The sequence below is a fragment of the Flavobacterium geliluteum genome (assembly GCF_017948595.1).
In the GTDB taxonomy this organism is placed as follows: Bacteria; Bacteroidota; Bacteroidia; order Flavobacteriales; family Flavobacteriaceae; genus Flavobacterium; species Flavobacterium flavipigmentatum.
The window spans coordinates 167,205-189,637 of sequence record NZ_JAGFBV010000001.1 but is presented as its reverse complement, the minus strand read 5'-3'; the positions used below and the strand labels follow the sequence as shown (position 1 = coordinate 189,637).

Sequence of the window (22,433 nt, the reverse complement as noted above, 5' to 3'; positions counted from 1 at the left end):
AATTTAAGTTCATATTTAAGAATTTTACATAGCTTTGTTGTTAATTAAAATAAAGATTCTAAAAGATGAAAAAAATAATTTTATTTGCTATGATAGCAGTATTAGGAGTAACCACTGCTAACGCTCAAGCTACTAAAAAAGCCAAAGCTAAAGTTGCCAAAGTTGAAGGAGCTGGAATGGCTTTTGAAACAGAAACTATCGATTACGGAACTATTGCTCACAATGCTGATGGTAAACGTGAATTTGTTTTTGTAAACAATGGAACTAAACCATTAATTATTACTAACACACAAGGATCTTGTGGTTGTACAGTACCAACAACTCCAAAAGAGCCAATCGCTCCAGGAGCAAAAGGTATAATTGGTGTAAAATATGCTACTGACAGAGTGGGTGCTTTTACAAAAACAGTAACTGTAACTTCTAATGCTGAAGGTCAACCAACAAAAATATTGACTATTAAAGGTACTGTTTTACCAGATCCAGTGAAAAGCTAATCTGAAAGCATTATAAAAAAATCTAAAAGCTTCCTTATCTTTGGAAGCTTTTTTTATGACTTGAATGTAACTCACATGAGAAAACTTGAAAACAGTGAACTAGACCGAAAGTCGGTTGAGGATTTTAAAAAATCGACAAAAACACCTCTAATTTTAGTATTAGACGATATTCGTAGTTTGCATAATATTGGTTCTGTTTTTAGAACTGCTGATGCTTTTTTGATCGAAAAAATAATCTTGTGCGGGATCACGGCTACGCCTCCAAACAAAGAAATTCATAAAACTGCTCTTGGCGCCACCGAAACTGTTGCTTGGGAACACCACGACAATATTTTGGAAGTTATTGAAAATCTAAAAAAAGAAAACGTTATTACACTCGCTATTGAACAAGTTGAAAGTTCCGTTTTTCTTCAGGATTTTACTGTCGAAAAGGATCAGAAATATGCTCTTGTTTTCGGAAATGAAGTCTATGGAGTGGCACAAGAAGCCGTTGCTCTTTGTGATGGTTGTATCGAAATTCCGCAATTGGGTACCAAACATTCTCTAAATATTGCTGTAAGTGCCGGAATTGTAGTTTGGGATTTATTTCAGAAACTCAGTTGGCCTAAATAAGAATGTGTTAATTGGATAATTCAAAAAATTATCTAATCGTCATATCAGCCGATTACCTTTTGAATTTCCTCCAAAATAAAAAGATAATCCTCGTGTTTTTTTACAAAATCACGATCTGAAACATCAATGATCAGTACATTCAAGTCGGTTTGGGATTTAATGTATTCTAAATACCCGTTATTGATTTTATCTAAATAATCGGCTGCTATATTTTGCTCGTAATGGCGTCCTCGTTTTTTAATATTTTGCAATAATCGCTCTGTATTTTGATACAAATAAATGTACAAATCCGGCTTTGGCATTTCTTTATAAATAATATCAAATAAGTTGCGGTACAAACGATATTCGTCTTCTGCCAGTGTGATTTTAGCAAAAATTAAGGATTTGAAAATATGATAATCGGCTACAATAAAATCCTTAAACAAATCAAATTGTGCCAAATCATCTGATAACTGCTGATAACGATCGGCCAAAAAAGACATTTCGAGCGGAAAAGCATATCGGTTTTGGTCTTTATAAAATTTAGGTAAAAAAGGATTGTCGGCAAAACGTTCTAAAACTGTTTTTGCATTAAAATCTTCGGCGATTTTGTGTGCCAAAGTAGTTTTTCCCGCACCAATATTACCTTCAAAAGCAATATAATTGAAGGTTTCTAACGGAATTTCCTTCAGCGGGTCTTTCAAATTCTGCACCACACTGCAAATACTATCGTCTGGTGTGATAGCAATCAACTCGGAGACTGTTTTTTGAAAAATAGGATGTTTCCAATCCAATTTTAAATCCTGCATGGGCAGCAAAACAAAATTTCGATTTTGCATCAAAGGATGCGGCACTTTTAATTTCTCCGATTCTATAATTTCGTAATCAAAAGCAATCAAATCAACATCAATAATTCTAGATTGGTAACCTTGCTCGCCCGAACGAATTCTGCCCAGTTGCTTTTCAATTTTCAAAACCTGATTCAATATTTTTTGTGCTGATGCATAACTATGTACAACCAACGCACAATTATAAAATGCATCACTCTCAAAACCCCAGGCTGGCGTTTCGTAAAGTTTAGAAACCTTAATTACAGTTCCCACTCCCTGATGTATCAAATTGATACACGTTTGGATGTTTTCTAACCGATTTCCCTGATTGCTGCCTATTGATAAAACGACCTGATGCTGTGATTTCATAATTAATGCAAATTAACTAAAACTATTTTAGAATTGATCGTATTATTTACTGAGATAGTGATGCATCAACACAAGAAGACCATCGAGCAAGTTGTTTTTATCAGACCAAAAAATATATTTTTATAAAAATTATCCGCACTACTTACTTTATTTTCAAGAGAATAGTTCTTGTCTCGAATTAGTCATTCACATTCAAATAACATGTATGGTTCAAAATAATGACTTGTTTTTTACCGTTAAAAATTTCAACATTTTTAGATTATATTTGTAACGAACCAACCTTTTTTGATACTTATTAAAAAAATATATTTATGAAATTTCTTGGAAATATAATCGCCACAGTTATTGGCATTTTTGTTTTTATTATGTTATCCTTTTTTGGTATAGTCCTTATAGGAGCAATTTTTGGAGGAGATGATAAAGTCTCTGTTAAAGCAGATTCTGTTATAGAACTTGATTTAAAAAACATTCAAAATGACTATGCCGGAAAATACAAAGATCCTTGGGTAACGGTTTTCTCCGGCCAAAAAGGAGTTGGTGTAACCGATGTAATCAATGCTATCGAAGCCGCAAAAAAAGATGAAAAAATAAAAGGAATATCAATTCTAAATGACCAATCATCATTAGGCTTAGCGCAATATAAAGACTTAAGAAATGCTCTGGAAAGCTTCAAAAAATCGGGCAAATTTGTTTGGGCGTATGCCAATACTTATTCCCAAAAAGAGTATTATTTAAACTCCGTTGCCAACACTATTTATCTGAATCCGGCGGGAGATTTAGACTTTAAAGGACTTTCTTCTGAAGTGATGTTTTTTAAAGATTTTCAAGAAAAATCAGGTATTCACATGGAAGTTATTCGCCACGGAAAATACAAAAGTGCGGTAGAACCTTTCTTAGAAAATAAAATGAGCGATGCCAATAGAGAACAAATTACGGCGCTTCTCAACTCACTTTGGAGTACTGTTGCCAGCGATATTGCAAAAAGTCGTAATATTTCGCTACCAAAACTGAATGAAATCGCCAACGGACTGTTAGCTAGAACGCCAGAAATGGCAAAAGCGCAACATTTGGTAGATATTGTAGCTTATGAAGATGTGTATCATAACGACATCAAAAAAGCATTAAAAGTGACCGGAGATGATGATTACAATAAAATTTCGATTTTAGATTACACTCAAAATAACGTGACAACAGCTTTAACAGATATTTCAAGCGATCAAATTGCGATTATTTACGCTCAAGGCGAAATTGAAAGTGGCGAAGGAGATGTAACCGTGATCGGAGAAGGTGCAATGCGTCGGTCATTGCAGGAAGCCAGAAAAAATGAAGACGTAAAAGCAATTGTGCTAAGAATTGATAGTCCAGGCGGAAGCGCTCTGACTTCAGACTTGATCTGGAGAGAAATTGAAATTACGAAAAAAATCAAACCAGTAGTGGTTTCTATGGGTAACTACGCAGCTTCTGGCGGCTATTATATTGCTTGCAATGCCAATAAAATTTTTGCAGAAAACAATACGATAACAGGTTCTATAGGTGTTTTTGGAGTTTTGCCCAACTTTACTTCACTGGCTACTAAATTAGGAGTTAATACGGAACAAGTAAAAACACATGAAAACGCAGCTAATTACAGTCCGTTTGTGCCTGTTGATGAAAAGTTTAAAGCCTTTACACTAGAAGGAGTTGAAAACATTTATAATACTTTTGTGACTCGTGTAGCACAAGGCCGAAAAATGACTTTTGCACAAGTAGATGCCATTGCGCAAGGAAGAGTTTGGTCAGGTTCTGAAGCCTTAAAAATAGGATTGGTAGATAAAATTGGAGGATTAAATGATGCCATTGCAGAAGCTGCTAAAATGGCAAAAATCAAAAGCTATAGTACACAAAACTATCCTGAATACGAGAAAAACTTAGATGATCTTTTGTCTAATTTGCCTTTTGCAAAATCTAAAGAAGCGTTTATAAAAGAAGAAATTGGCGAAGAAAATTATATTTTGATAGAACAAATCAAAAGGTATCAAAACAAAAAAGGCGTTCAGGCCATGATGCCATTTGGACTAAAAATTCAGTAAAATAACATAAAATCATTAATAATCCGTTTGAGTATCAATTCAAACGGATTTTTTTTATTTAACAAAAATAAAATATTTCTTACTTTTTATGAAAATTTTATCTTGGAACTCACGTAAAAAAAGTTATTTTTGTATGCATTAGTATCCATTTAAAACCCCAAAATCCAATATAAATTATGTTTAAAAAAGTTTTAAAAATCGCCGGAATCGTCATAGTGGTGCTTATTGCTGCTTTATTTGCTATTCCATATTTTTTCAAGGATGAAATAAAAGCAAAAATTACAGAAGCCATTAACGAAAGTGTCGATGCCAAAGTAAGTTTTGCAGATGCTGATCTAAGTTTGTTCAAGAACTTTCCAAATGCAACTGTTTCTATCGAAAAATTAGCCATTATAAACAAAGCTCCTTTTGAAGGTGATACTTTGGTTTCATTAGGCGAATTGAATTTAAAGATGAGTATTAAAGAGCTTTTCAAAGGAAAAGAAGAGCCTTTAAATATTCAGGGAATTACCTCCGAAAAGGGTTTGATCAATATTATCTTTAATAAAGATGGTGTTGGAAATTTTGATATTGCGCTAAAAGACCAAGAAAAAACAGCAAAAGAAGAAGAAAGCAAACCTCTTTCATTAAAAATTCAAAATTATAAAATTGAGAATTTTACTTTTAGGTATTTTGATGAAAGTTCTAAAATAAAAATGGTAATTGACAGCCTTAACCACGAAGGAACGGGTGATTTTACCAATTCAAAATTAGACTTGAATACCAAAACGACAGCAAAAGTTTCGCTGGACATGGACAAAGTCAATTATATGAAAAAAATAGCATTGACTCTGGATGCCGTTTTAGGAATAGATTTAGAGCAAAGCAAATATACTTTTAAAGAGAACAAAGCCTTGATAAATCAGTTGCCGCTAGAATTTGATGGTTTTATTCAGATGGTAGAAGCAGGTCAGGTTTATGATTTGAAATTTAAAACGCCAACTTCATCATTTACCAACTTCTTAGGTTTGATTCCTTCGGCCTATGCCTCAAGTTTAGATGGGGTAAAAACCACAGGTGATTTTACAATTGTTGGTTTTGCAAAAGGACAATTGACAGATACAACGGTTCCTAAATTTAATATTGCGATTGCTTCACACAATGCCTCTTTTCAATATCCGAACTTACCAAAATCGGTTGAGAATATTGTAATTGACACCAAAATCATTAACGAAACAGGAATCCTAAATGATACTTATGTTAATTTGGATAAACTTTCGTTTAAAATTGATCAGGATGTTTTTAGCGCCAAAGCGAATGTTAAAAACATTACGGTTAATCCTTACGTAAAAGCAGCTCTAAAAGGTACGATCAATTTGGCTAACCTTTCTAAAGCTTATCCTATAAAAATGGACAAACCGTTGGCAGGTATTTTGAAGGCAGATGTTACAACAGAATTTGACATGGCTTCGGTAGAAAAAAGCCAATATGAAAACATCAAAAATGCGGGAACAATGAGTTTGTCCGGCTTTAAATACACCGATGAAAACAACAAATCGATGAACATCAGCATTGCTGAAGTTGTGTTTGATCCGGCAAAAATTAATTTAAAGAAATTTAATGCTACTACCGGAAAAAGTGATATTGCCATCAATGGGGTATTAGAAAATTTCTATGGTTTTATGTTTAAAAAACAAGAGCTGAAAGGTAACTTTAATATGAGTTCTAACCAATTGGCGGTGGACGATTTTATGACTACCGGAGAACCTGCAACCGAAAAAACAGAGGCCAAGCCTACAGAAGCTATGAAAATTCCGGCTTTTTTAAACTGTACTTTAAATGCTAAAGCTACTACTGTTTTATATGATAATTTAAAGCTAAAAGATGTATCGGGAAGATTGCTTATTAAAGATGAAAAAGCAACCTTAGAAAACTTTAAAACTTCTATTTTTGGAGGAACAATTGGTTTGAACGGAGCTGTTTCTACCAAAACTAAAGTACCGACTTTTGACATGAGTTTAGGATTTAATCAAGTAGATATTGCGCAAACTTTTACGCAATTGGATATGATGAAAAAAATCGCTCCGATAGCAGGAATCATTAATGGAAAATTAAATTCGACTATAAAACTAAATGGAAATTTAGATGCTAAGGAGTTAACTCCCGACTTAAAATCGATTTCTGGAGATTTACTTGGGCAATTGCTTTCTACGACTGTAAATGCTAAAAATTCTACCTTGTTGAGTGCTTTAGGATCGAATATCAAATTTCTTGACGTGAATAAATTGAATCTTAACGACCTGAAAATGGCTTTGACTTTTGATAACGGAAAAGTAAACGTAAAACCATTTGACATCAAATACCAAGATATTAAAGCAACCATTGGAGGAACTCACGGTTTTGATCAGACGATGAATTACAATTTAAAACTGGATGTTCCAGCCAAATATTTAGGATCTGAAGCAAATGCTTTTATTGCTAAAATGTCACCTGCCGATGCTGCGAAACTGGAAAACATTCCGGTAAACGCATTGATCACAGGTAATTTTTCGACTCCAAAAATTAGTACAGACATGAAAAGTGCGGTTAGCAGTTTGGCCAGTCAGGTCGCTAATCAGCAAAAACAAAAGCTGACTCAAAAAGGCACCTCAGCCCTGACAGACTTAATCAATAAAAACACCAAAGCCAAAGACACCACAAAAGGTGCGGCAACAGAAAAAGAAAAAAAGACCGAGGAAGTAACCAAAAAAGCTGGGGACTTACTAAACGGACTGTTTAAGAAGAAGAAATAAAATAAGCAGGATTAAAAGTAAAAGGCCAATCAAATTTGATTGGCCTTTCTTTTTTAAGTATTAGCTGAAAAGATAATTTGATAGTTTTTTAATTATTCTTTCGTATTTCTATGAATGATCTACTACTTTCTATACTGCTTTAGAATAGTATTTTAATTTGCCGTTATTCAAAATAGAATCGATAATTTTAAAATAATCTTCCAGAAGAACTGTATTGGTATCAATTCCGATGCTGCAATTATCATACGGCTCGTATTTTTTAAGATTGGATACTGAAAACAATCCTACTGTAGGCGTATGAACTGCGCTTGCCAGATGCATGATCCCGCTGTCAGCGCCAATAAACAAGTCGGCATTTGCAATAACACTGCCTATCTCACGAATATCTTTACTATAAAATGTGGGCGCCTGAAAAGCAATTTGCGATACATTTTCGACAGGTAAAATTTCTATGATATTATAAGTATTGTATACTTTTTTTAATGCTGCATAAAAATCCTCCCACCAATTCTCCGAGAAACATTTAGTACCTGTGGCATAAGTAAAAATACAAATGGTCTTTTTAGATTCGTCTGTCATACTAACGAGTAACTTTTTTCCTTCTAATAGCTCAGAGGTACTCAATTTTAGATCTAAAGGAGCAATTATCTTATTACTCGTTTTAAGTGCTAATTTTGACAGGTAGTTTCTGAAATTATACACTGGATATTTTGCAATATGGTCATAATCGTTTTTAGGAGATTCTTCTTCATTGATCAAATCACCGTAAAATTTGTATTTGGCATTAGAAAATTGTGTGGCCAGTCTTCCAGATGAAGAGTTTTGATCTACATTTATTGCCACATCGTATTTTTGTCTTTTCAATGAAATCCAAACACTAAAATATTCTCCTAAACTTTTAAAAGGTTTTTTAGGCAAGTGAATTGTTTTGGCAACATGATCATAATTTTCAAATATAATAGGTGCTAATGTTCCCTTAACAAACAAATCTATTTTACAATTTGGAAACATTTCGCTTACTTCCTGAACAAGAGGCGTAATCAAAAGAAGGTTTCCTAATCGCCCGTTAGGTCTGCAAATCAAGACTCTTTTAACGTCGTTTTTATCGACCAAAAAAATACTTCCATCCAATTTAGATTTCCCAATATTCTTGGTCAGATTGCGCATTACACCTCTTCTAAAATGATTTATTTTGCCTAAAACACTCATCCGTTAAACGATTTTAAAGAATTATACAATCTCTATATTAAATTTAAAAAAAACAAAAATTAACCTATTCAAAGCTAGGTTCTTTTTTTTTCTAAAATTAAATTCTTCTAACAAGCAATTATTACAAAATTGTAATCAAATGTATCAAAATTTACATTTTCTTATTGTTGAAAAGTTAAAAATACGATAATTATCATCGTAACCCAAAAAATATTAGACCGTTAGAAGTAAACAGACGACCGTTTACTGATAAAACTAGATGTTGATGGTCACAATATATCCTTCGGAACCACGAATATTAAAAACGGTACCATTTTCAAAAATTAAATATTGTCCTTTGATACCTACCAGTTTTCCCTGAAAAGAAGGTGTTTTGTCTAAATTTAAACTCGCCACTTTACCAGGATAGTTTAAAACCGGATAATGCAATTGGTATACATCCTCTTTTTGGGCATAAAAATATTCCTGAACTTCTGACGGGATCAAGCGTTCTACTTTTGCTTTTTCTTCCAATAAATCAAAAGTTTCAGCTGTATTCTGAAGCATTTTTCTCCAATTGGTTTTATCTGCATAATGCTCCTTGAGTGCTACCTCGGTAATTCCTGCCAAGTAGCGGTTTGGCACTTCAACGATTGCAATTGCCTGAGTCGCTCCCTGATCAATCCATCGAGTGGGCACTTGTGTTTTGCGCGTTACACCTACTTTTATTTCGCTTGACGAAGCCAAATATACCACATGGGGCTGCAATTGCACTTTTTCTTCGTAAACCAAATCTCGATCTGCAATACCCAAATGTGCAGTACTTAATTCGGGTCTCATAATCCAGTCGCCTACCGCCGGGCTTGAATAAAAACAATCGTAGCAAAAACCTTGTCTAAATATTTTTTTCTTTTTATTGCAATTTAGGCATTGGTAACCCACAAAATTTATTTCGATTTCCTTACTCAATAACTGATTCATATTCAAGAAACTATCTTCAAAAACAAGGTAATATTGAATAGGATCGCCAATTTCGGTTTGCATTTTTGTAAGTACGCCTTGGTATGTCATCTGATTTTAAATTGTTGAATATAGATTTTAGATTCTTCTTCCTGCCTTGAATTTATAAGAATTAATTTCGCTTTTGAATTGGAATCTTTACTAAAATTAAATTGTTTTTTGTAAAAAAATACTATTTTTGATACAATCACAAAGTTAGTATTTGTATATCGATATTCAAATTTTAAATTTCTGGCTTTACTACCTATAATTGAATCAGAAATCTAAAATCTAAAATTTATAATAATCCATGCCTTTATCTATAATCAACTCATTTGCTTCTTGGGTTCTCAAACAACGAATTCATCAAATAGAGCTTTTTCTAAAATATCCTAATGAAGTTCAGGAAGAGCTGCTGCATAATTTAGTGCAGTCTGCTGAACACACCATATTTGGAAAACAATATGAGTTTTCTTCGATTAAATCGTATACCACCTTTGCCGAAAGAGTACCTATTGCCACTTACGAAGAATTGCAACCTTTGATCGAGCGTACGCGTCAGGGTGAGCAAAATGTAATTTGGGAAACTCCGATAAAATGGTTTGCCAAATCCAGCGGAACCACCAATGCCAAAAGTAAATTTATACCTGTAAGTAATGAGGCTCTGGAAGACTGCCATTATAAAGGCAGCAAAGATTTGCTTTGTTTGTATTTGAATAACAACGAAGATTCGGAATTGTTTTTAGGCAAAAGTCTTCGCTTGGGCGGAAGCTCTCAAATTTACGAGAACAACAATACTTTCTTTGGCGATTTATCTGCAATTCTGATTGAAAACATGCCTATTTGGGCCGAATTCAGCAGTACTCCGAGTAATAAGACTTCGTTGATGACCGAATGGGAATCAAAAATTGCGGCGATTATCAATGAAACAAAAAATGAAAATGTAACCAGTTTTGCGGGTGTTCCATCCTGGATGCTGGTGCTTATGAATAAGGTGTTAGAAAATACAGGCAAAAGCAACTTATTGGAACTCTGGCCCAATCTGGAAGTTTATTTTCATGGTGGTGTGAGTTTTTCTCCGTACAAAGAACAATACAAAAAAATATTACCAAGCAAAGATTTCAGATACTACGAAATTTATAATGCCTCTGAAGGTTTTTTTGCCATTCAGGACCTTAATAACTCCTGTGATTTATTGCTGATGCTGGATTACGGGATTTTCTACGAATTTATTTCGATGGATACTTTTGAAACTCCAAACCAAAAGATAGTGCGTCTGGCCGATGTAGAGCTCAATAAAAACTACGCGATTGTCATTACAACCAATTCTGGATTGTGGCGTTATTTGATTGGCGACACGGTACGTTTTACATCTTTAAACCCTTACAGAATAAGGGTTACAGGTAGAACCAAACATCATATTAATGTGTTTGGAGAAGAATTAATGGTCGAAAATACCGATCAGGCGATCGCCAAAACCTGCGAAATTACCCAAACCGAAGTAATTGATTACACCGTTGCCCCTATTTTTATGCAAGACAAAGAAAAAGGTGCTCACGAATGGATGATTGAATTTAAGAAAAAACCAGCTGATGTTGGACTTTTCCAGAAAGTGCTAGACGAGACTTTGCAAACCTTAAACTCTGACTACGAAGCCAAACGCTACAACAATATGACGCTAAATCCTTTGGTGATTAATGTGGCGCGCGAAAATTTATTTTATGATTGGCTAAAGGAAAGAGACAAACTAGGCGGACAACACAAAATTCCGAGACTCTCGAACCAAAGAGACTATTTGGAGCAGTTGAAGGAGATGTAGGCATAAAACCCTACTGACTGTATTATTTAAAAAACTACCGTAAGAGACTAAGAAGGCATAGCACAGTATTGTGCTCTTTTGTGCTGTAGCAAAACTGCTAACCATTTTCAATAACTCTTTATCTCAACAGATTTATAGGCCAAATTTGGCATCAGCGATGTGAAGTTTCACGTCTGTGATGTGAAATTTGGCGTCTTTGACGTGAAGTTTTACATCCGTGATGTGAAATTTGACGTCTATGATGTGAAATTTGGCGTCTTTGACGTGAAGTTTTACATCCGTGATGTGAAATTTCACGTCAGCGATGTGAAATTTGGCGTCTTTAACGTGAAATTTTACGTCTGGGATGTGAAATTTGGCGTGTTGAACAAAAAATGGTGTTATGAATACAAGATCGCATGAGGGATAGGAGTGAAAATCCTTTTGTGCCGGGGTTCGGCACAAAAGATTGTAACGGATAGCCCGACCCGCTTTTTCTGCGGGGCATGCCCATAAAAAAACCTTAGACCTAAAACAATCTAAGGTTTTTGTATTTGATTGTCGAGCTACTTACGGAGATTCTTTGTTCCTCAGTATGACGTAATTTGTGTTATTTAATGCCTTTACATCATGTCGATGTATCGGTCGTGGTAGCCCAATAGGTACAAAACACCATCGAGACCGAGGCTAGAGATCGAGCTTGCGGCGTTTTCTTTTACTTTTGGTTTGGCGTGAAAAGCGATGCCGAGGCCAGCCAAATTGAGCATTGGCAAATCGTTGGCGCCGTCTCCAACAGCAATGGTTTGGTTGATGTGTATGCCTTCTTTTTCGGCAATTGCTTTTAGGTGTTCGGCTTTTTTAAGGCCGTCTACGATGTCGCCCAAATATTTGCCAGTTAGTTTGCCATCTTTAATTTCGAGTTGGTTGGCATGCACATAATCGATGCCCAGCTCTTTTTGCAAATAGTGTCCAAAATAGGTGAATCCTCCCGATAAAATGGCAGTTTTATAGCCGTAATATTTTAAGGCTTTCATCAAGCGGTGTGCGCCTTTTGTAATAGGAAGATTTTCGGCAACGGTTTGCAATACGTCTTCACTGAGGCCTTCTAACAGGGCCATGCGTTTTTTGAAACTTTCGTTAAAATCAATTTCGCCATTCATTGCCGCTTCTGTAATTGCTTTTACCTGCTCGCCTACTCCGTGTAGTTCGGCCAGCTCGTCTATTACTTCTGCCTGAATTAGGGTAGAATCCATGTCAAAACAAACCAAGCGTCTGTTTCTGCGGTAAATATTATCTTCCTGAAAAGAAATATCGACGTCTAAAGTTCTGGAAATCTCCATAAAACTTGCCGTCATGGCGATCTTGTCTACAATATTTCCTGTTACCGATAATTGTATGCAGGAACGTGGATATTGCTCGATTTCTACCACAGAAGTTCTGCCGGTTAATCGTATAATAGAGTTAATATTCAGGTCCTGATCTGATACTATTTTGGTTACGCCAGCCAGCTGTGAAGCGGCTAATTTTTCGCCCAAAACGGTTATAATGTACCGTTGTGTCGACTGCGATTTTACCCACTTTTCGTAATCATCAATAGAAACCGGAATAAATTTTACTTTAATTTCTAGTTCGTACGCCTTAAACAACAGGTCTTTTAGCACAGGCCCTGAAGTAGAACCAGCCTGAATTTCGAACAAAATTCCCAACGAAAGTGTGTCATGAATATCGGCCTGACCGATATCTAAAATAATAGCGTCATACGTTGCCAATACGGATGTTAAACCCGCAGTTACCCCCGGTTTGTCGTGACCTGAAACTTTTAGTAAAATAATCTCTTTATCTTCTATCGCCATTTTAGCTGTATTGATTTTTGAAGCGACAAAAATCGACAATCTATTGTTGATAAAAAAGTATATCCTTTGTTTTTTTGTAAACAAAAAGCACATAAAGATGTACTTTCTGAATTAATTTAACAATTATGTTTCTGTATTAGAATAACATAACTTTTACATTATTGGTTGTGTTCGTTTTCATCGAAATTGACCATCCAATTGATTCCGAATTTGTCTTTAAACATTCCGAAATAAGCACCCCAGAACGTTTTATTCATCAGCATTTCGACTTTGCCTCCAGCTGAAAGTCCGTTAAAAATTCTGTCTGCTTCATCGGTACTTTCGGTATTGATAGAAACTGAGAAATTATCTCCAAAACCTACTTCTCCAAATTTTGGATGACTGTCACTGCCCATTAAAATTGTATTTCCAACAGACAGCGAAACGTGCATAATTCTGTTTGAATCTTCGTCAGAAAGTACTTCATCTCCTTCTTCTGCTGGCCCGTCTTTGAATTTTCCGATATACGGAAATTCTCCTCCAAAAACTGATTTGTAAAATAAAAATGCTTCTTCGCCTTTTCCGTTAAAAATTAAATAAGGGTTTACTGTTGTTGCCATGATTTGATATTTTTATAGTTTTTGTATTGTTTTTTACGCTTCTGAAAGTTGTTTTACTATTTCTAAACCTTTTGGGAAAGCTTGTTTAAAATAGTCCATGTATTTTTCTACCACATCCACCTGCGCTATCAAAACAGTAAACTCGCCATCAGGAATCAATCGATAGGTTTCTCTTGCGCCACTCCATTTTTTGGTCTCTTCATCGATTGGCAGTTCTTTAAAATCTTTGATTTCGCCAATATGCTTAAAAGCCATGTACTCATTATGGTTTTTCGTTTCTATAATACTATACATTCCTCGTCCGTCTGGAGACATGAAATGTATTGTATTGCCTTCGTTCCAATCGCTCACTGCGTAAGATCCTTCGCAAAAAGATGTTGTCCATTTTTTGTAGGTCTCATCCTCCCATAAAACAGACCAGACTTTTTCTACTGTGGCCTTGATTCTAATTGTAAAATCTAATGTTTCCATATCTAATTTATTTAGGTATTTTATCAAAATCCATGAATAATATGTTCCAGCGATGCCCTATAATACAATTTAAGTTTAGCTCAAAAAATTTATTATCCCTTTAAAAAACTAATTATTCTCAACATACTTTTTAAAATTATCCAAAATTGCCTGCCATCCTGCGCGTTGCATTTCTTCAGGATTTTGTGTTTCAGGATCGAAACTTTCAATTATTTCCACTCCATCTGGAGTCTCTTTAAATGTAATTTCAACTTTTCTTCCGTCGCCTATTCTATACTGAATGGCTTCGTTTTGTTGTACCAACGTATATTCTCCCTCAAAGTCAAAACTCATACTGCTATCTTTAGCAGCCATGTTGGTGGTAAATTTTCCTCCAACTCTCAAATCATTTTCTGCATATTGACTATGCCAATCGGGAGAAGCAAAACTCCATTTTGTAATATGTTCTGGCAATGTCCAGAACTGCCAGACCTTTTCTATTGGTGCATTAATCGTTGTTTTTATTGTAATCATATTATTTCTATTTAAAAGATTTATTTATTTTTCGTGGCTTTTATCCATTCGTTTATAATTTTTTCCAGTTCCACTTTTCCAATTTCAATTTCTTGGCTGTTTTTAAAAGTGATGATGGCTCTGTCGTTTTCTTTCCATACTAACATTTTACTGTTATTGGCAATCAATTTGCCCTTCGGCTGTTCTTGCTTTTTTGCTCCTCTATGAAAAATCAATTGAATTTGAGTGCTTACAGGCTTTATCTTCATTGTAATTAGGTCATCTTTTTCAAAGCAATAATTTGGTGCATTCCATTTTATATTTTCAGTCAAATTTTTATTTGATGCTAAAATGATCTTTCTTAATTCCTCTATTTCTTCTCTAAGCGGATGGTTAAGTTGGTCTAGAAATTCAGTTACCTCGCTGTTTTTGATTATTTGCTTAGTCCCTGAGTTGGCTTCAACATACTTTTTGAAATTATCAATAACTCCCTGGCAAAATTGCTCTTGCTCACTTTCAGGATTTTCTTTATTGGGTTCAAATATTTCTGTGATTTTTACCTGATTATCTTGATCTTCAAACTGAACACTCCCTATTCTGTTGTCGTAAAGTTTGTATGTTATAAGAGAAAAATGTTCGACTTGAGTATAAATTCCTTCATAATCAAAAGAGACCCTTTTATCTTTGGTAGCCATCGTGTATTTGAATTTCCCTTCTGGCCTCAAATCGTTCTCTATATATGGCGTATGCCAATCATCAGTGGGATTATTCCATTTCTGAATATGTTCCGGAATTGTCCAGTATTCCCAAACTATATCAATCTGGGCATTTACAGTAGTTTGTACAGTTATCATACTTTAAATTTCTTGTTTAAAAAAACACTAATTCATCTGTGGCATCTGAGTTTCATCCATAAAGAAAACCTCCCAATGATGACCATCCATATCCAGAAAAGTGCGATGATACATCCAGCCATAATCCTGCACCTTCATGTATTCTGAACCACCGGCCTTGATAACTTTTTCGATCATTTCATCTACTTGTGCGCGAGTTTCAACAGCTATCGAAATAATAACTTCGCTTGTGGTAGCGGTATTGCAAATTTCCTTTTTAGTAAAGGTTTTGTAAAACTCTTCAACCAAAAGCATTACATTACTATTTTCGCCAATAACCAAACAAGTGCCTTTTTCATTTGTAAATTTTGGATTGAACGAAAATCCTAATTGGGTAAAAAATGCGATGGTCCGATTTAAATCTTTAACAGGAAGGTTCAGGAAAATTTTTGTTGTCATTTTTAATAAAATTACAAATTATTCAAGACAAATTTAAAATTTCAAAACCGACATTAAACTACATAAAAAGTCAACTTTAGGGTCATTTAAGACAAAATTTATATCTTCGTTACATTCTAAAAGCTAAAATCATGAGTAAGAAAGTAGGTTTAATTATTCCGCACGACTATAAATTATTAAGTATAGCAGCCATTTTAGAAGTTTTTGAAACGACCAATAAACTACATAACGAAAACGAAAAGCCTTTTGAAATAATGACTTTTCAATCGGCTGAGCAAATAACTCAGAAACAGCTCTTTGGTTATGAAGTGCGGTCTATTCAGGATTCAGATGTAAATTTAGACCTCATTTTGATTCCCGCTTTTACCACCGACAACATGAGTGAGATGATTGCCAAGAATAAAATGTTTATTCCCTGGTTACAAAAGCAACATCGGTCTGGAGCAGAACTGGCGAGTTTTTGTACGGGCGCTTTTTTGTTTGCCGCTTCTGGACTACTTAACGAGAAACTCGCTACTACACATGTTGATGCCTGTAGTGCCTTTACAAAAGCTTTTCCGTTAGTAAAATTAAAATCGGAGGAAACATTAACGGCAGATGGAAGTTTATATACCAGTGGCGGCTCGACGTCAACGTTTCATTTACTGATTTTGCTGGTTCAGAAATATTGCGGAAACGAAATTGCCGTTCAGATTGCAAAGATTTTCTCTATTGATTTAAACCGCTACAAGCAAAGCTATTTCAGTACTTTTAGACCCAATCATTTGCACAACGACAATCTGGTAGCCATGCTGCAGCAAAAAATCGAAAATCAATACAGCACTATTGAAAAACTAGAGGAAATCACCAAAGACATTCCCGCCAGTACCCGAAACATGACCCGACGATTTAAGCAAGTTACCGGAATTCCTCCTATTGAATATTTACAAAATATACGCGTAGAAAGTTCTAAAAAATATCTCGAACAAACCCAACTTTCGATTTCTGAGATCATCGAAAAAATAGGTTACACTGACCCAAAAGCATTCCGAAAGGTTTTTTATAAAATGGTCGGAATGAAACCCATTGAATATCGGGAGAAGTTTAGGGTGCAGTAGTTTTTTTCAGAAGCAGGAAATCTGGTTTCAACAACACGACTCCTCCTGCTCTTCACTATATCTATTGTTGCGAACCCCGCAACAATAGGATGCCGTTACGATCAGGGCTAAAGAGAACGTTTAGTTTTCATCATTTTTAAAACTAGAAGAAAGGTCGAAAGCCATTTAAAAAAATGCAAAAAAAACCTACTCCAGTAAAGAAGCAGGTTTTTAGAATTATATCGAAATCAATTGCTAATTACGAAGCAATTTCCATTCTTTTTAGTAAATTTTTACTCAAAGTATGTTCAGCATATTCTCTGTCAATTGTTAGTATTTTATCATCTGAACTTGGCAATTCGTACATGGCGTCTGTCAAAATCGCTTCGCATAACGAACGCAATCCACGAGCTCCTAATTTGTATTCTAACGCTTTGTCTACAATAAAATCTAATGCTTCATCGGTAATGCTAAATTCTACTTCATCCATCAAAAATAACTTTTGATATTGTTTGATCAGAGCATTTTTAGGCTGTGTCAGGATGGCACGCAATGTTTCTCTGTCTAAAGGATCCATGTGTGTCAAAACTGGTAAACGACCAATAATTTCCGGAATTAATCCGAAATCTTTAATGTCCTTCGGAATAATATATTGCAATAAATTGTCTTTGTCGATATTGTCTACATTTTTAGAGGTAGAATATCCAACAGCCTGACGGTTTAAACGTTTCGAAATAATACGTTCTACTCCATCAAAAGCACCACCTGCAATAAACAAAATGTTTTGGGTGTTAACCTCAACAAACTTTTGGTCTGGATGTTTACGACCTCCTTTTGGCGGTACATTTACAACTGTCCCTTCTAATAATTTCAATAATGCTTGTTGCACACCTTCTCCCGAAACATCACGTGTTATCGATGGATTATCACTCTTACGGGCGATTTTATCAATTTCATCAATAAAAACGATTCCTCTTTCGGCTTTGGTTACATCATAATCAGCAGCCTGCAGCAAACGTGTCAAAATACTTTCGACATCTTCGCCCACATAACCTGCTTCTGTAAGTACCGTTGCATCAACAATAGCCAAAGGAACATCTAACATTTTTGCGATCGTTTTAGCGACCAATGTTTTTCCGGTTCCGGTTTGTCCCACCATGATGATGTTACTTTTTTCAATCTCTACTTCGTCGTCTAATTGCTGCTGCATTAAACGTTTGTAGTGATTGTAAACCGCAACCGACATTACTTTTTTGGTCTGATCCTGACCAATAACGTATTGATCTAAGAAAGCTCTAATTTCTTTTGGTTTCTTTAATATTAAGTCTCCAACTAATTTTGCGCTTCCGCTTGATTTTAATTCTTCTAATACAATTCCGTGTGCTTGCTCAATACACTTATCACAAATATGTGCATTAATCCCTGCAATTAATAAATTGGTTTCTGGCTTCTTTCTTCCACAAAACGAACATTCTAATACTACTTTAGCCATTCTTTTTTAGTTACTAAGTTGCTAAGCTACTAAGTTTCTAAGATTTTTTTCTAATCCCAGAAACTTAGCCTCTTTACACTTTTTATTTTTATATTCTTTTTTAATCTCAAAGAAGAAGCACTCAGAACCTCAGTGCCTTTGTAACTTTGAACCTTAAAAAATTATCCTCTTCTCAACACTTCGTCAATCATTCCGTATTCTTTTGCTTCGTCAGCTTTCATCCAGTAATCACGTTCACTGTCTTTATGCACTCTGTCAAAAGTTTGTCCTGAATGATGCGAAATAATATTGTACAACTCATCTTTCAGTTTCAACATTTCGCGTAAATTGATTTCCATGTCAGTCGCAACTCCTTGTGCTCCTCCTGATGGTTGGTGAATCATTACTCTCGAGTGCGGCAAAGCCGAACGTTTTCCTGCTGCTCCTGCACACAATAAAACAGCTCCCATTGAGGCTGCCATACCTGTACAAATTGTAGCCACATCTGGCTTGATGTATTGCATCGTGTCATAAATTCCTAATCCTGCGTAAACGCTTCCTCCCGGAGAATTTAGGTATATTTGAATGTCTTTTGAAGCATCGGCACTTTCTAAAAATAATAATTGCGCCTGAACGATATTGGCGATTTGATCGTCGATACCAGTCCCTAAAAAGATAATTCTGTCCATCATTAATCTTGAAAAAACATCCAATTGAGAAATATTCAACTGACGCTCTTCGATAATGTAAGGAGTCATATTGGTAGGATTCATCGCTGCTACGATCTTATCGTAGTACATAGCGTTTACTCCTTGGTGCTTTGTAGCAAATTTTTTAAATTCTTTACCGTAGTTCATATTTTTAGTTTAAAAGTTTGAAAGTCCAAAGTCTCAAAAGAGACTTAAACCTATCAAACAAAGTTCATACCTTTTTACACGAGGATGTCAATTTGTCTTCTTTTTGTTTCAATTTTAAAGTTGCTTTGCTTTTCCAAATAAAACAAAAACTATAAAAGCCTGAAACAAAAAAATGAGCGTCAAAGGAAAATTTCTCTTGACGCTCAAATATAACTATTTTTTATCTTTCAGTATCTGTAATAAAATCTTAAAATTTCAAATAAAAACAACTAAAGTTTTCGTCTGTATTTTTTGACTTTACTACTTTCTTCTGACCTTTATTCAAAATTATTCTCCGTAAGAAGCGGCAATAAATTCTTCGTAAGTAACTTCTTTTGTTGTTGGGTTTGCTTTTTCTTTAAAAACTTCCAACAATTTCTCAGCTACAACTTGCTCAGAAAGTCTTTTTACTTCTTCTTGGTTAGACAAAACTCTAGCCACGATTCCTTGTACTTCTTCGTCAGTTGGGTTTGTTTGACCAAATTGAGCCATTTGTTGTTTGATTGCGTTTGTTGTAAATGCTTTCAAATCTTCAAATGTAATTTGGATATTGCTTTGAGCCATTGCTTTCCCTTCAATCAATTGAAAACGCAATCCTTTTTCAGATCTTGCGTATTCTACTTCAGCTTCTTCAGCAGAAAGTTTTTTCTCTCCAACTGTTTGTAACCATTTTTTAAGGAATTCTGCCGGTAAATCAAATTTTGTGCTTTCAATCAGAAAATCCTGAACGTCTAACAATAATTTTTGATCTGCTTGTTGTGCAAATTGCGCTTCAGCATCTTCTTTAATTTTTGCTTTCAAATCTTCTAATGAAGCTACTTTTCCTTCGCCAAAAAGTTTATCAAACAACTCTTGGTTCAATTCAGCCAATTCAGCTCCGTTGATAGCCTCGATAGTAAAGTTTACTTCAACATCTAAACCATGAACATCATCATGAGCTACTTTTAAGTAATCCATTAATTGGTGATCGTCTTCAAATAAACCTTTTGTGCTTACAGCAATTACATCCCCAACTTTTTTACCTATAAATTGATCTCCGGCAGCTTTGTTGAAAGTTGAAACTGAAATTGTAGTTGTATTATTGATGCCTTTTTCTTCGTTTGAGAAAGTGCCTGTCAAATCTGAATCTGCAGCTACCACTTCTTGTGGAATTGCTTTTCCAAATTGTTTTTGGATGCGCTCTACCTGTCCGTCAATTAATTTATCATCAGCAGTAACGATATATTTTACGATATTATTCTCTGCTTCCAAATTGATTTCGAAGTTAGGAACCAAACCAATTTCGTACTCAAAAGTTAGCTCTTCAGCATCCCAATCAAAGTTTTCGTTTTCTTTAGGAAGAGGAGTTCCTAAAAGATTTAGTCTTTCAGATTGAATAAAACGCTCCAAAGCCAAATCAACTACTTTCTTAACTTCTTCTTGTTTAATGGCCTTTCCGTATTGTTTTTCAACAAGATCTTTTGGCACTTGTCCTTTTCTAAAACCTTTAACAGTAGCCAAAGGCATTTTTTCGTTTATTCTTTTTGCTACTTGACCTTTATAATCCATGTGAACAACTGTCATTACAATCGTTTCAGTCACAGCGTCTGTTGCTACTCTTTTAATATCCATCTTCTTCTTTAATTTACATAATAAAATTGGGTTGCAAAATTATAAAATTTTTGCAACCCAACCAAGTTTTTAACCTATTGTATTTGAAGACGTTTAAAAGGTGCTTTCTATTTTTAAATTCTTAATCTTCTCCGATAATTGCATTTGCAATCGACTGAAGTACAGACAACAGCACACTAAAGATCAATGCCGTCAGGAATGTATCGACATGAAATCCTCCTACGATATGTGTACAAAGCAAAATTATAATAGCATTAATCACCAGTAAAAACAAACCTAAAGTAATGACCGTTACCGGCAAAGTCAAAATAACTAATATTGGTTTTATAAAAAGATTTAGTAATCCTAAAACAATTGCCACAATGATCGCCGTAGTAAAACTAACGACATGAACACCCGGCAAAAAATGACCTATAAGCAAAACCAAAAGCGCCGTAACAACAAGTCTAATCAATAATTTCATATTTTTTATTTTAAATTTTTAATAAATATAAGCAATTTTAGATGTACCAACTATTCAATTTCTGTTTTTTACCGCAGATTAAAAAACTATACTATTCAGAATTTTCTAAAAAATCTAATGCTTTAATTTGTGTTGAGAGAAATTTACTCTTTTAGAAACTCCGTTGTCAATTCAAAAAACATTTTAGGATTTTCGGCATGAAGCCAATGACCCGCATTTGGAATCGTTTCGAATTTTGCTTTTGGAAAATGTTGACGAATCGCATCAAAATCAGAATCCGCAATGTAGCCTGATGCTCCGCCTCTGATAAACAATGTCTCTTTTTCGAATACCAAACCTTCTGCCAATGCTTTTCCGATAGCCTCTAAATTATTATTAAAAACAGGCAAATTAAATCTAAAAGCCAATTGCCCAGGTTCTTTCCAATATAAATTTTTCATCAAAAACTGACGCGTTCCAAAATCAGGAACATATTGAGTCAAAATAGCTTCAACATCATTGCGGCTAGGTTGTACAGAAAAATCAACAGCATTCAATCCCGCCAAAATATCCTGATGATGTGGTTTATAAAATCTCGGACCAATATCAGCCACAATCAATTTATCTACAATATCTGAATGTGTCGTTGCAAAAAGCATCGCCACTTTACCGCCCATAGAATGACCAAGAATATCAATTTTTGTTAGTTGATGAGCCTGACAATACTCGAATACATCCTGCACCATCGCCTCATACGACCATTCATCCGAATGAAAACTGCGTCCATGATTGCGTAAATCTAACAAATGAACCTGAAATCCTGCCTCAACATATTGTCCTGCAAGGGTTTTCCAATTATCAGACATTCCCAGAAACCCATGCATGATTATAAATGGCTTTCCTTCGCCTTCTATTTTTGAGTAGAGCATAATTACTTTAATTTATTTTAAACTTATCACAAAGGTAAAAAACTTATCCTTGAATATAAGTACGATAATTTTCATCAAATGATTTTATTAAAAAAAAGTCTACATTATTATGGTTTTCCGTAAATAAAATACAATTGTAAATTGTACATTCGCGTTTTGAAACAAAAAATTCATTTATTTAAAAACCAACCC

20 protein-coding genes are annotated in these 22,433 nt (G+C 34.7%); 6 read left to right on the top strand and 14 right to left on the bottom strand.

The features are described from left to right. Positions 1-65 precede the first annotated feature (65 nt). Positions 66-494, top strand: coding sequence for a DUF1573 domain-containing protein (locus J3495_RS00765; RefSeq protein ID WP_210664654.1), 429 nt, complete (start codon positions 66-68; stop codon positions 492-494). 75 nt (positions 495-569) lie between these two features. Then, positions 570-1,106: an RNA methyltransferase gene (locus tag J3495_RS00760; RefSeq protein WP_210664653.1), complete on the top strand. Its 537-nt coding sequence runs from the start codon at positions 570-572 to the stop codon at positions 1,104-1,106. Between the two features lie 44 nt (positions 1,107-1,150). On the opposite strand, the gene folK is transcribed toward J3495_RS00760, so the two are convergent. Continuing rightward, positions 1,151-2,284: a 2-amino-4-hydroxy-6-hydroxymethyldihydropteridine diphosphokinase gene (gene folK / locus J3495_RS00755; RefSeq protein ID WP_210664652.1), complete on the bottom strand. Its 1,134-nt coding sequence runs from the start codon at positions 2,282-2,284 to the stop codon at positions 1,151-1,153. Between the two features lie 311 nt (positions 2,285-2,595). On the opposite strand from folK, the gene sppA reads away from it, so the two are divergent. Continuing rightward, complete coding sequence (gene sppA, locus J3495_RS00750; protein ID WP_210664651.1) at positions 2,596-4,353, top strand: signal peptide peptidase SppA; 1,758 nt, start codon at positions 2,596-2,598, stop codon at positions 4,351-4,353. A 176-nt stretch (positions 4,354-4,529) separates the two neighbouring features. Further along, positions 4,530-7,124, top strand: a complete 2,595-nt coding sequence (locus J3495_RS00745; RefSeq protein WP_210664650.1) for an AsmA-like C-terminal region-containing protein — start codon at positions 4,530-4,532, stop codon at positions 7,122-7,124. A gap of 129 nt (positions 7,125-7,253) precedes the next feature. On the opposite strand, the gene J3495_RS00740 is transcribed toward J3495_RS00745, so the two are convergent. Next, positions 7,254-8,333: a glycosyltransferase family 9 protein gene (locus J3495_RS00740; RefSeq protein WP_210664649.1), complete on the bottom strand. Its 1,080-nt coding sequence runs from the start codon at positions 8,331-8,333 to the stop codon at positions 7,254-7,256. Positions 8,334-8,588: 255 nt separating this feature from the next. Next, on the bottom strand, positions 8,589-9,383 hold the full coding sequence (locus J3495_RS00735) for a DUF2797 domain-containing protein (protein WP_210664648.1): 795 nt from the start codon (positions 9,381-9,383) through the stop codon (positions 8,589-8,591). Positions 9,384-9,621: 238 nt separating this feature from the next. On the opposite strand from J3495_RS00735, the gene J3495_RS00730 reads away from it, so the two are divergent. Beyond that, positions 9,622-11,130, top strand: a complete 1,509-nt coding sequence (locus J3495_RS00730) for a GH3 auxin-responsive promoter family protein (RefSeq protein ID WP_210664647.1) — start codon at positions 9,622-9,624, stop codon at positions 11,128-11,130. A 602-nt stretch (positions 11,131-11,732) separates the two neighbouring features. Here J3495_RS00730 and serB read toward each other — a convergent pair. The 6 genes from serB to J3495_RS00700 form a co-directional block, all read right to left on the bottom strand. Continuing rightward, positions 11,733-12,962 (bottom strand): phosphoserine phosphatase SerB, encoded by a 1,230-nt coding sequence (gene serB / locus J3495_RS00725; protein WP_210664646.1) that lies wholly within the window; start codon positions 12,960-12,962, stop codon positions 11,733-11,735. 158 nt (positions 12,963-13,120) lie between these two features. After that, complete coding sequence (locus tag J3495_RS00720) at positions 13,121-13,561, bottom strand: VOC family protein (RefSeq protein WP_210664645.1); 441 nt, start codon at positions 13,559-13,561, stop codon at positions 13,121-13,123. A gap of 33 nt (positions 13,562-13,594) precedes the next feature. Beyond that, on the bottom strand, positions 13,595-14,032 hold the full coding sequence (locus tag J3495_RS00715) for an SRPBCC family protein (protein ID WP_210664644.1): 438 nt from the start codon (positions 14,030-14,032) through the stop codon (positions 13,595-13,597). 108 nt (positions 14,033-14,140) lie between these two features. Continuing rightward, on the bottom strand, positions 14,141-14,545 hold the full coding sequence (locus J3495_RS00710; RefSeq protein WP_210664643.1) for an SRPBCC family protein: 405 nt from the start codon (positions 14,543-14,545) through the stop codon (positions 14,141-14,143). 20 nt (positions 14,546-14,565) lie between these two features. Beyond that, the gene (locus J3495_RS00705; RefSeq protein WP_210664642.1) at positions 14,566-15,378 is read right to left on the bottom strand and encodes an SRPBCC domain-containing protein; all 813 of its coding nucleotides are present in this window, start codon (positions 15,376-15,378) and stop codon (positions 14,566-14,568) included. 27 nt (positions 15,379-15,405) lie between these two features. After that, positions 15,406-15,816: a VOC family protein gene (locus J3495_RS00700; protein WP_210664641.1), complete on the bottom strand. Its 411-nt coding sequence runs from the start codon at positions 15,814-15,816 to the stop codon at positions 15,406-15,408. 131 nt (positions 15,817-15,947) lie between these two features. On the opposite strand from J3495_RS00700, the gene J3495_RS00695 reads away from it, so the two are divergent. Further along, positions 15,948-16,913, top strand: coding sequence for a GlxA family transcriptional regulator (locus J3495_RS00695; protein WP_210664640.1), 966 nt, complete (start codon positions 15,948-15,950; stop codon positions 16,911-16,913). 238 nt (positions 16,914-17,151) lie between these two features. On the opposite strand, the gene clpX is transcribed toward J3495_RS00695, so the two are convergent. The 5 genes from clpX to J3495_RS00670 form a co-directional block, all read right to left on the bottom strand. Beyond that, positions 17,152-18,384, bottom strand: coding sequence for an ATP-dependent Clp protease ATP-binding subunit ClpX (gene clpX, locus J3495_RS00690; protein WP_210664639.1), 1,233 nt, complete (start codon positions 18,382-18,384; stop codon positions 17,152-17,154). A 161-nt stretch (positions 18,385-18,545) separates the two neighbouring features. Continuing rightward, entirely contained in the window at positions 18,546-19,220 is a 675-nt protein-coding gene (gene clpP / locus J3495_RS00685; protein WP_210664638.1) for an ATP-dependent Clp endopeptidase proteolytic subunit ClpP, read from the bottom strand. A gap of 327 nt (positions 19,221-19,547) precedes the next feature. Then, positions 19,548-20,870, bottom strand: a complete 1,323-nt coding sequence (locus tag J3495_RS00680) for a trigger factor (RefSeq protein WP_210664637.1) — start codon at positions 20,868-20,870, stop codon at positions 19,548-19,550. 121 nt (positions 20,871-20,991) lie between these two features. Beyond that, positions 20,992-21,333 (bottom strand): phage holin family protein, encoded by a 342-nt coding sequence (locus J3495_RS00675; protein WP_210664636.1) that lies wholly within the window; start codon positions 21,331-21,333, stop codon positions 20,992-20,994. Positions 21,334-21,476: 143 nt separating this feature from the next. Then, entirely contained in the window at positions 21,477-22,241 is a 765-nt protein-coding gene (locus J3495_RS00670; RefSeq protein ID WP_210664635.1) for an alpha/beta fold hydrolase, read from the bottom strand. Positions 22,242-22,433 lie beyond the last annotated feature (192 nt).

What these genes read in the sequence shown, in the direction of transcription:
- J3495_RS00765 (WP_210664654.1), top strand. Translation starts at nt 66, where the DNA reads ATGAAAAAAATAATTTTATTTGCTATGATAGCAGTATTAGGAGTAACC.
- J3495_RS00760 (WP_210664653.1), top strand. Translation starts at nt 570, where the DNA reads ATGAGAAAACTTGAAAACAGTGAACTAGACCGAAAGTCGGTTGAGGAT.
- folK (WP_210664652.1), bottom strand. Translation starts at nt 2,284, where the DNA reads ATGAAATCACAGCATCAGGTCGTTTTATCAATAGGCAGCAATCAGGGA.
- sppA (WP_210664651.1), top strand. Translation starts at nt 2,596, where the DNA reads ATGAAATTTCTTGGAAATATAATCGCCACAGTTATTGGCATTTTTGTT.
- J3495_RS00745 (WP_210664650.1), top strand. Translation starts at nt 4,530, where the DNA reads ATGTTTAAAAAAGTTTTAAAAATCGCCGGAATCGTCATAGTGGTGCTT.
- J3495_RS00740 (WP_210664649.1), bottom strand. Translation starts at nt 8,333, where the DNA reads ATGAGTGTTTTAGGCAAAATAAATCATTTTAGAAGAGGTGTAATGCGC.
- J3495_RS00735 (WP_210664648.1), bottom strand. Translation starts at nt 9,383, where the DNA reads ATGACATACCAAGGCGTACTTACAAAAATGCAAACCGAAATTGGCGAT.
- J3495_RS00730 (WP_210664647.1), top strand. Translation starts at nt 9,622, where the DNA reads ATGCCTTTATCTATAATCAACTCATTTGCTTCTTGGGTTCTCAAACAA.
- serB (WP_210664646.1), bottom strand. Translation starts at nt 12,962, where the DNA reads ATGGCGATAGAAGATAAAGAGATTATTTTACTAAAAGTTTCAGGTCAC.
- J3495_RS00720 (WP_210664645.1), bottom strand. Translation starts at nt 13,561, where the DNA reads ATGGCAACAACAGTAAACCCTTATTTAATTTTTAACGGAAAAGGCGAA.
- J3495_RS00715 (WP_210664644.1), bottom strand. Translation starts at nt 14,032, where the DNA reads ATGGAAACATTAGATTTTACAATTAGAATCAAGGCCACAGTAGAAAAA.
- J3495_RS00710 (WP_210664643.1), bottom strand. Translation starts at nt 14,545, where the DNA reads ATGATTACAATAAAAACAACGATTAATGCACCAATAGAAAAGGTCTGG.
- J3495_RS00705 (WP_210664642.1), bottom strand. Translation starts at nt 15,378, where the DNA reads ATGATAACTGTACAAACTACTGTAAATGCCCAGATTGATATAGTTTGG.
- J3495_RS00700 (WP_210664641.1), bottom strand. Translation starts at nt 15,816, where the DNA reads ATGACAACAAAAATTTTCCTGAACCTTCCTGTTAAAGATTTAAATCGG.
- J3495_RS00695 (WP_210664640.1), top strand. Translation starts at nt 15,948, where the DNA reads ATGAGTAAGAAAGTAGGTTTAATTATTCCGCACGACTATAAATTATTA.
- clpX (WP_210664639.1), bottom strand. Translation starts at nt 18,384, where the DNA reads ATGGCTAAAGTAGTATTAGAATGTTCGTTTTGTGGAAGAAAGAAGCCA.
- clpP (WP_210664638.1), bottom strand. Translation starts at nt 19,220, where the DNA reads ATGAACTACGGTAAAGAATTTAAAAAATTTGCTACAAAGCACCAAGGA.
- J3495_RS00680 (WP_210664637.1), bottom strand. Translation starts at nt 20,870, where the DNA reads ATGGATATTAAAAGAGTAGCAACAGACGCTGTGACTGAAACGATTGTA.
- J3495_RS00675 (WP_210664636.1), bottom strand. Translation starts at nt 21,333, where the DNA reads ATGAAATTATTGATTAGACTTGTTGTTACGGCGCTTTTGGTTTTGCTT.
- J3495_RS00670 (WP_210664635.1), bottom strand. Translation starts at nt 22,241, where the DNA reads ATGCTCTACTCAAAAATAGAAGGCGAAGGAAAGCCATTTATAATCATG.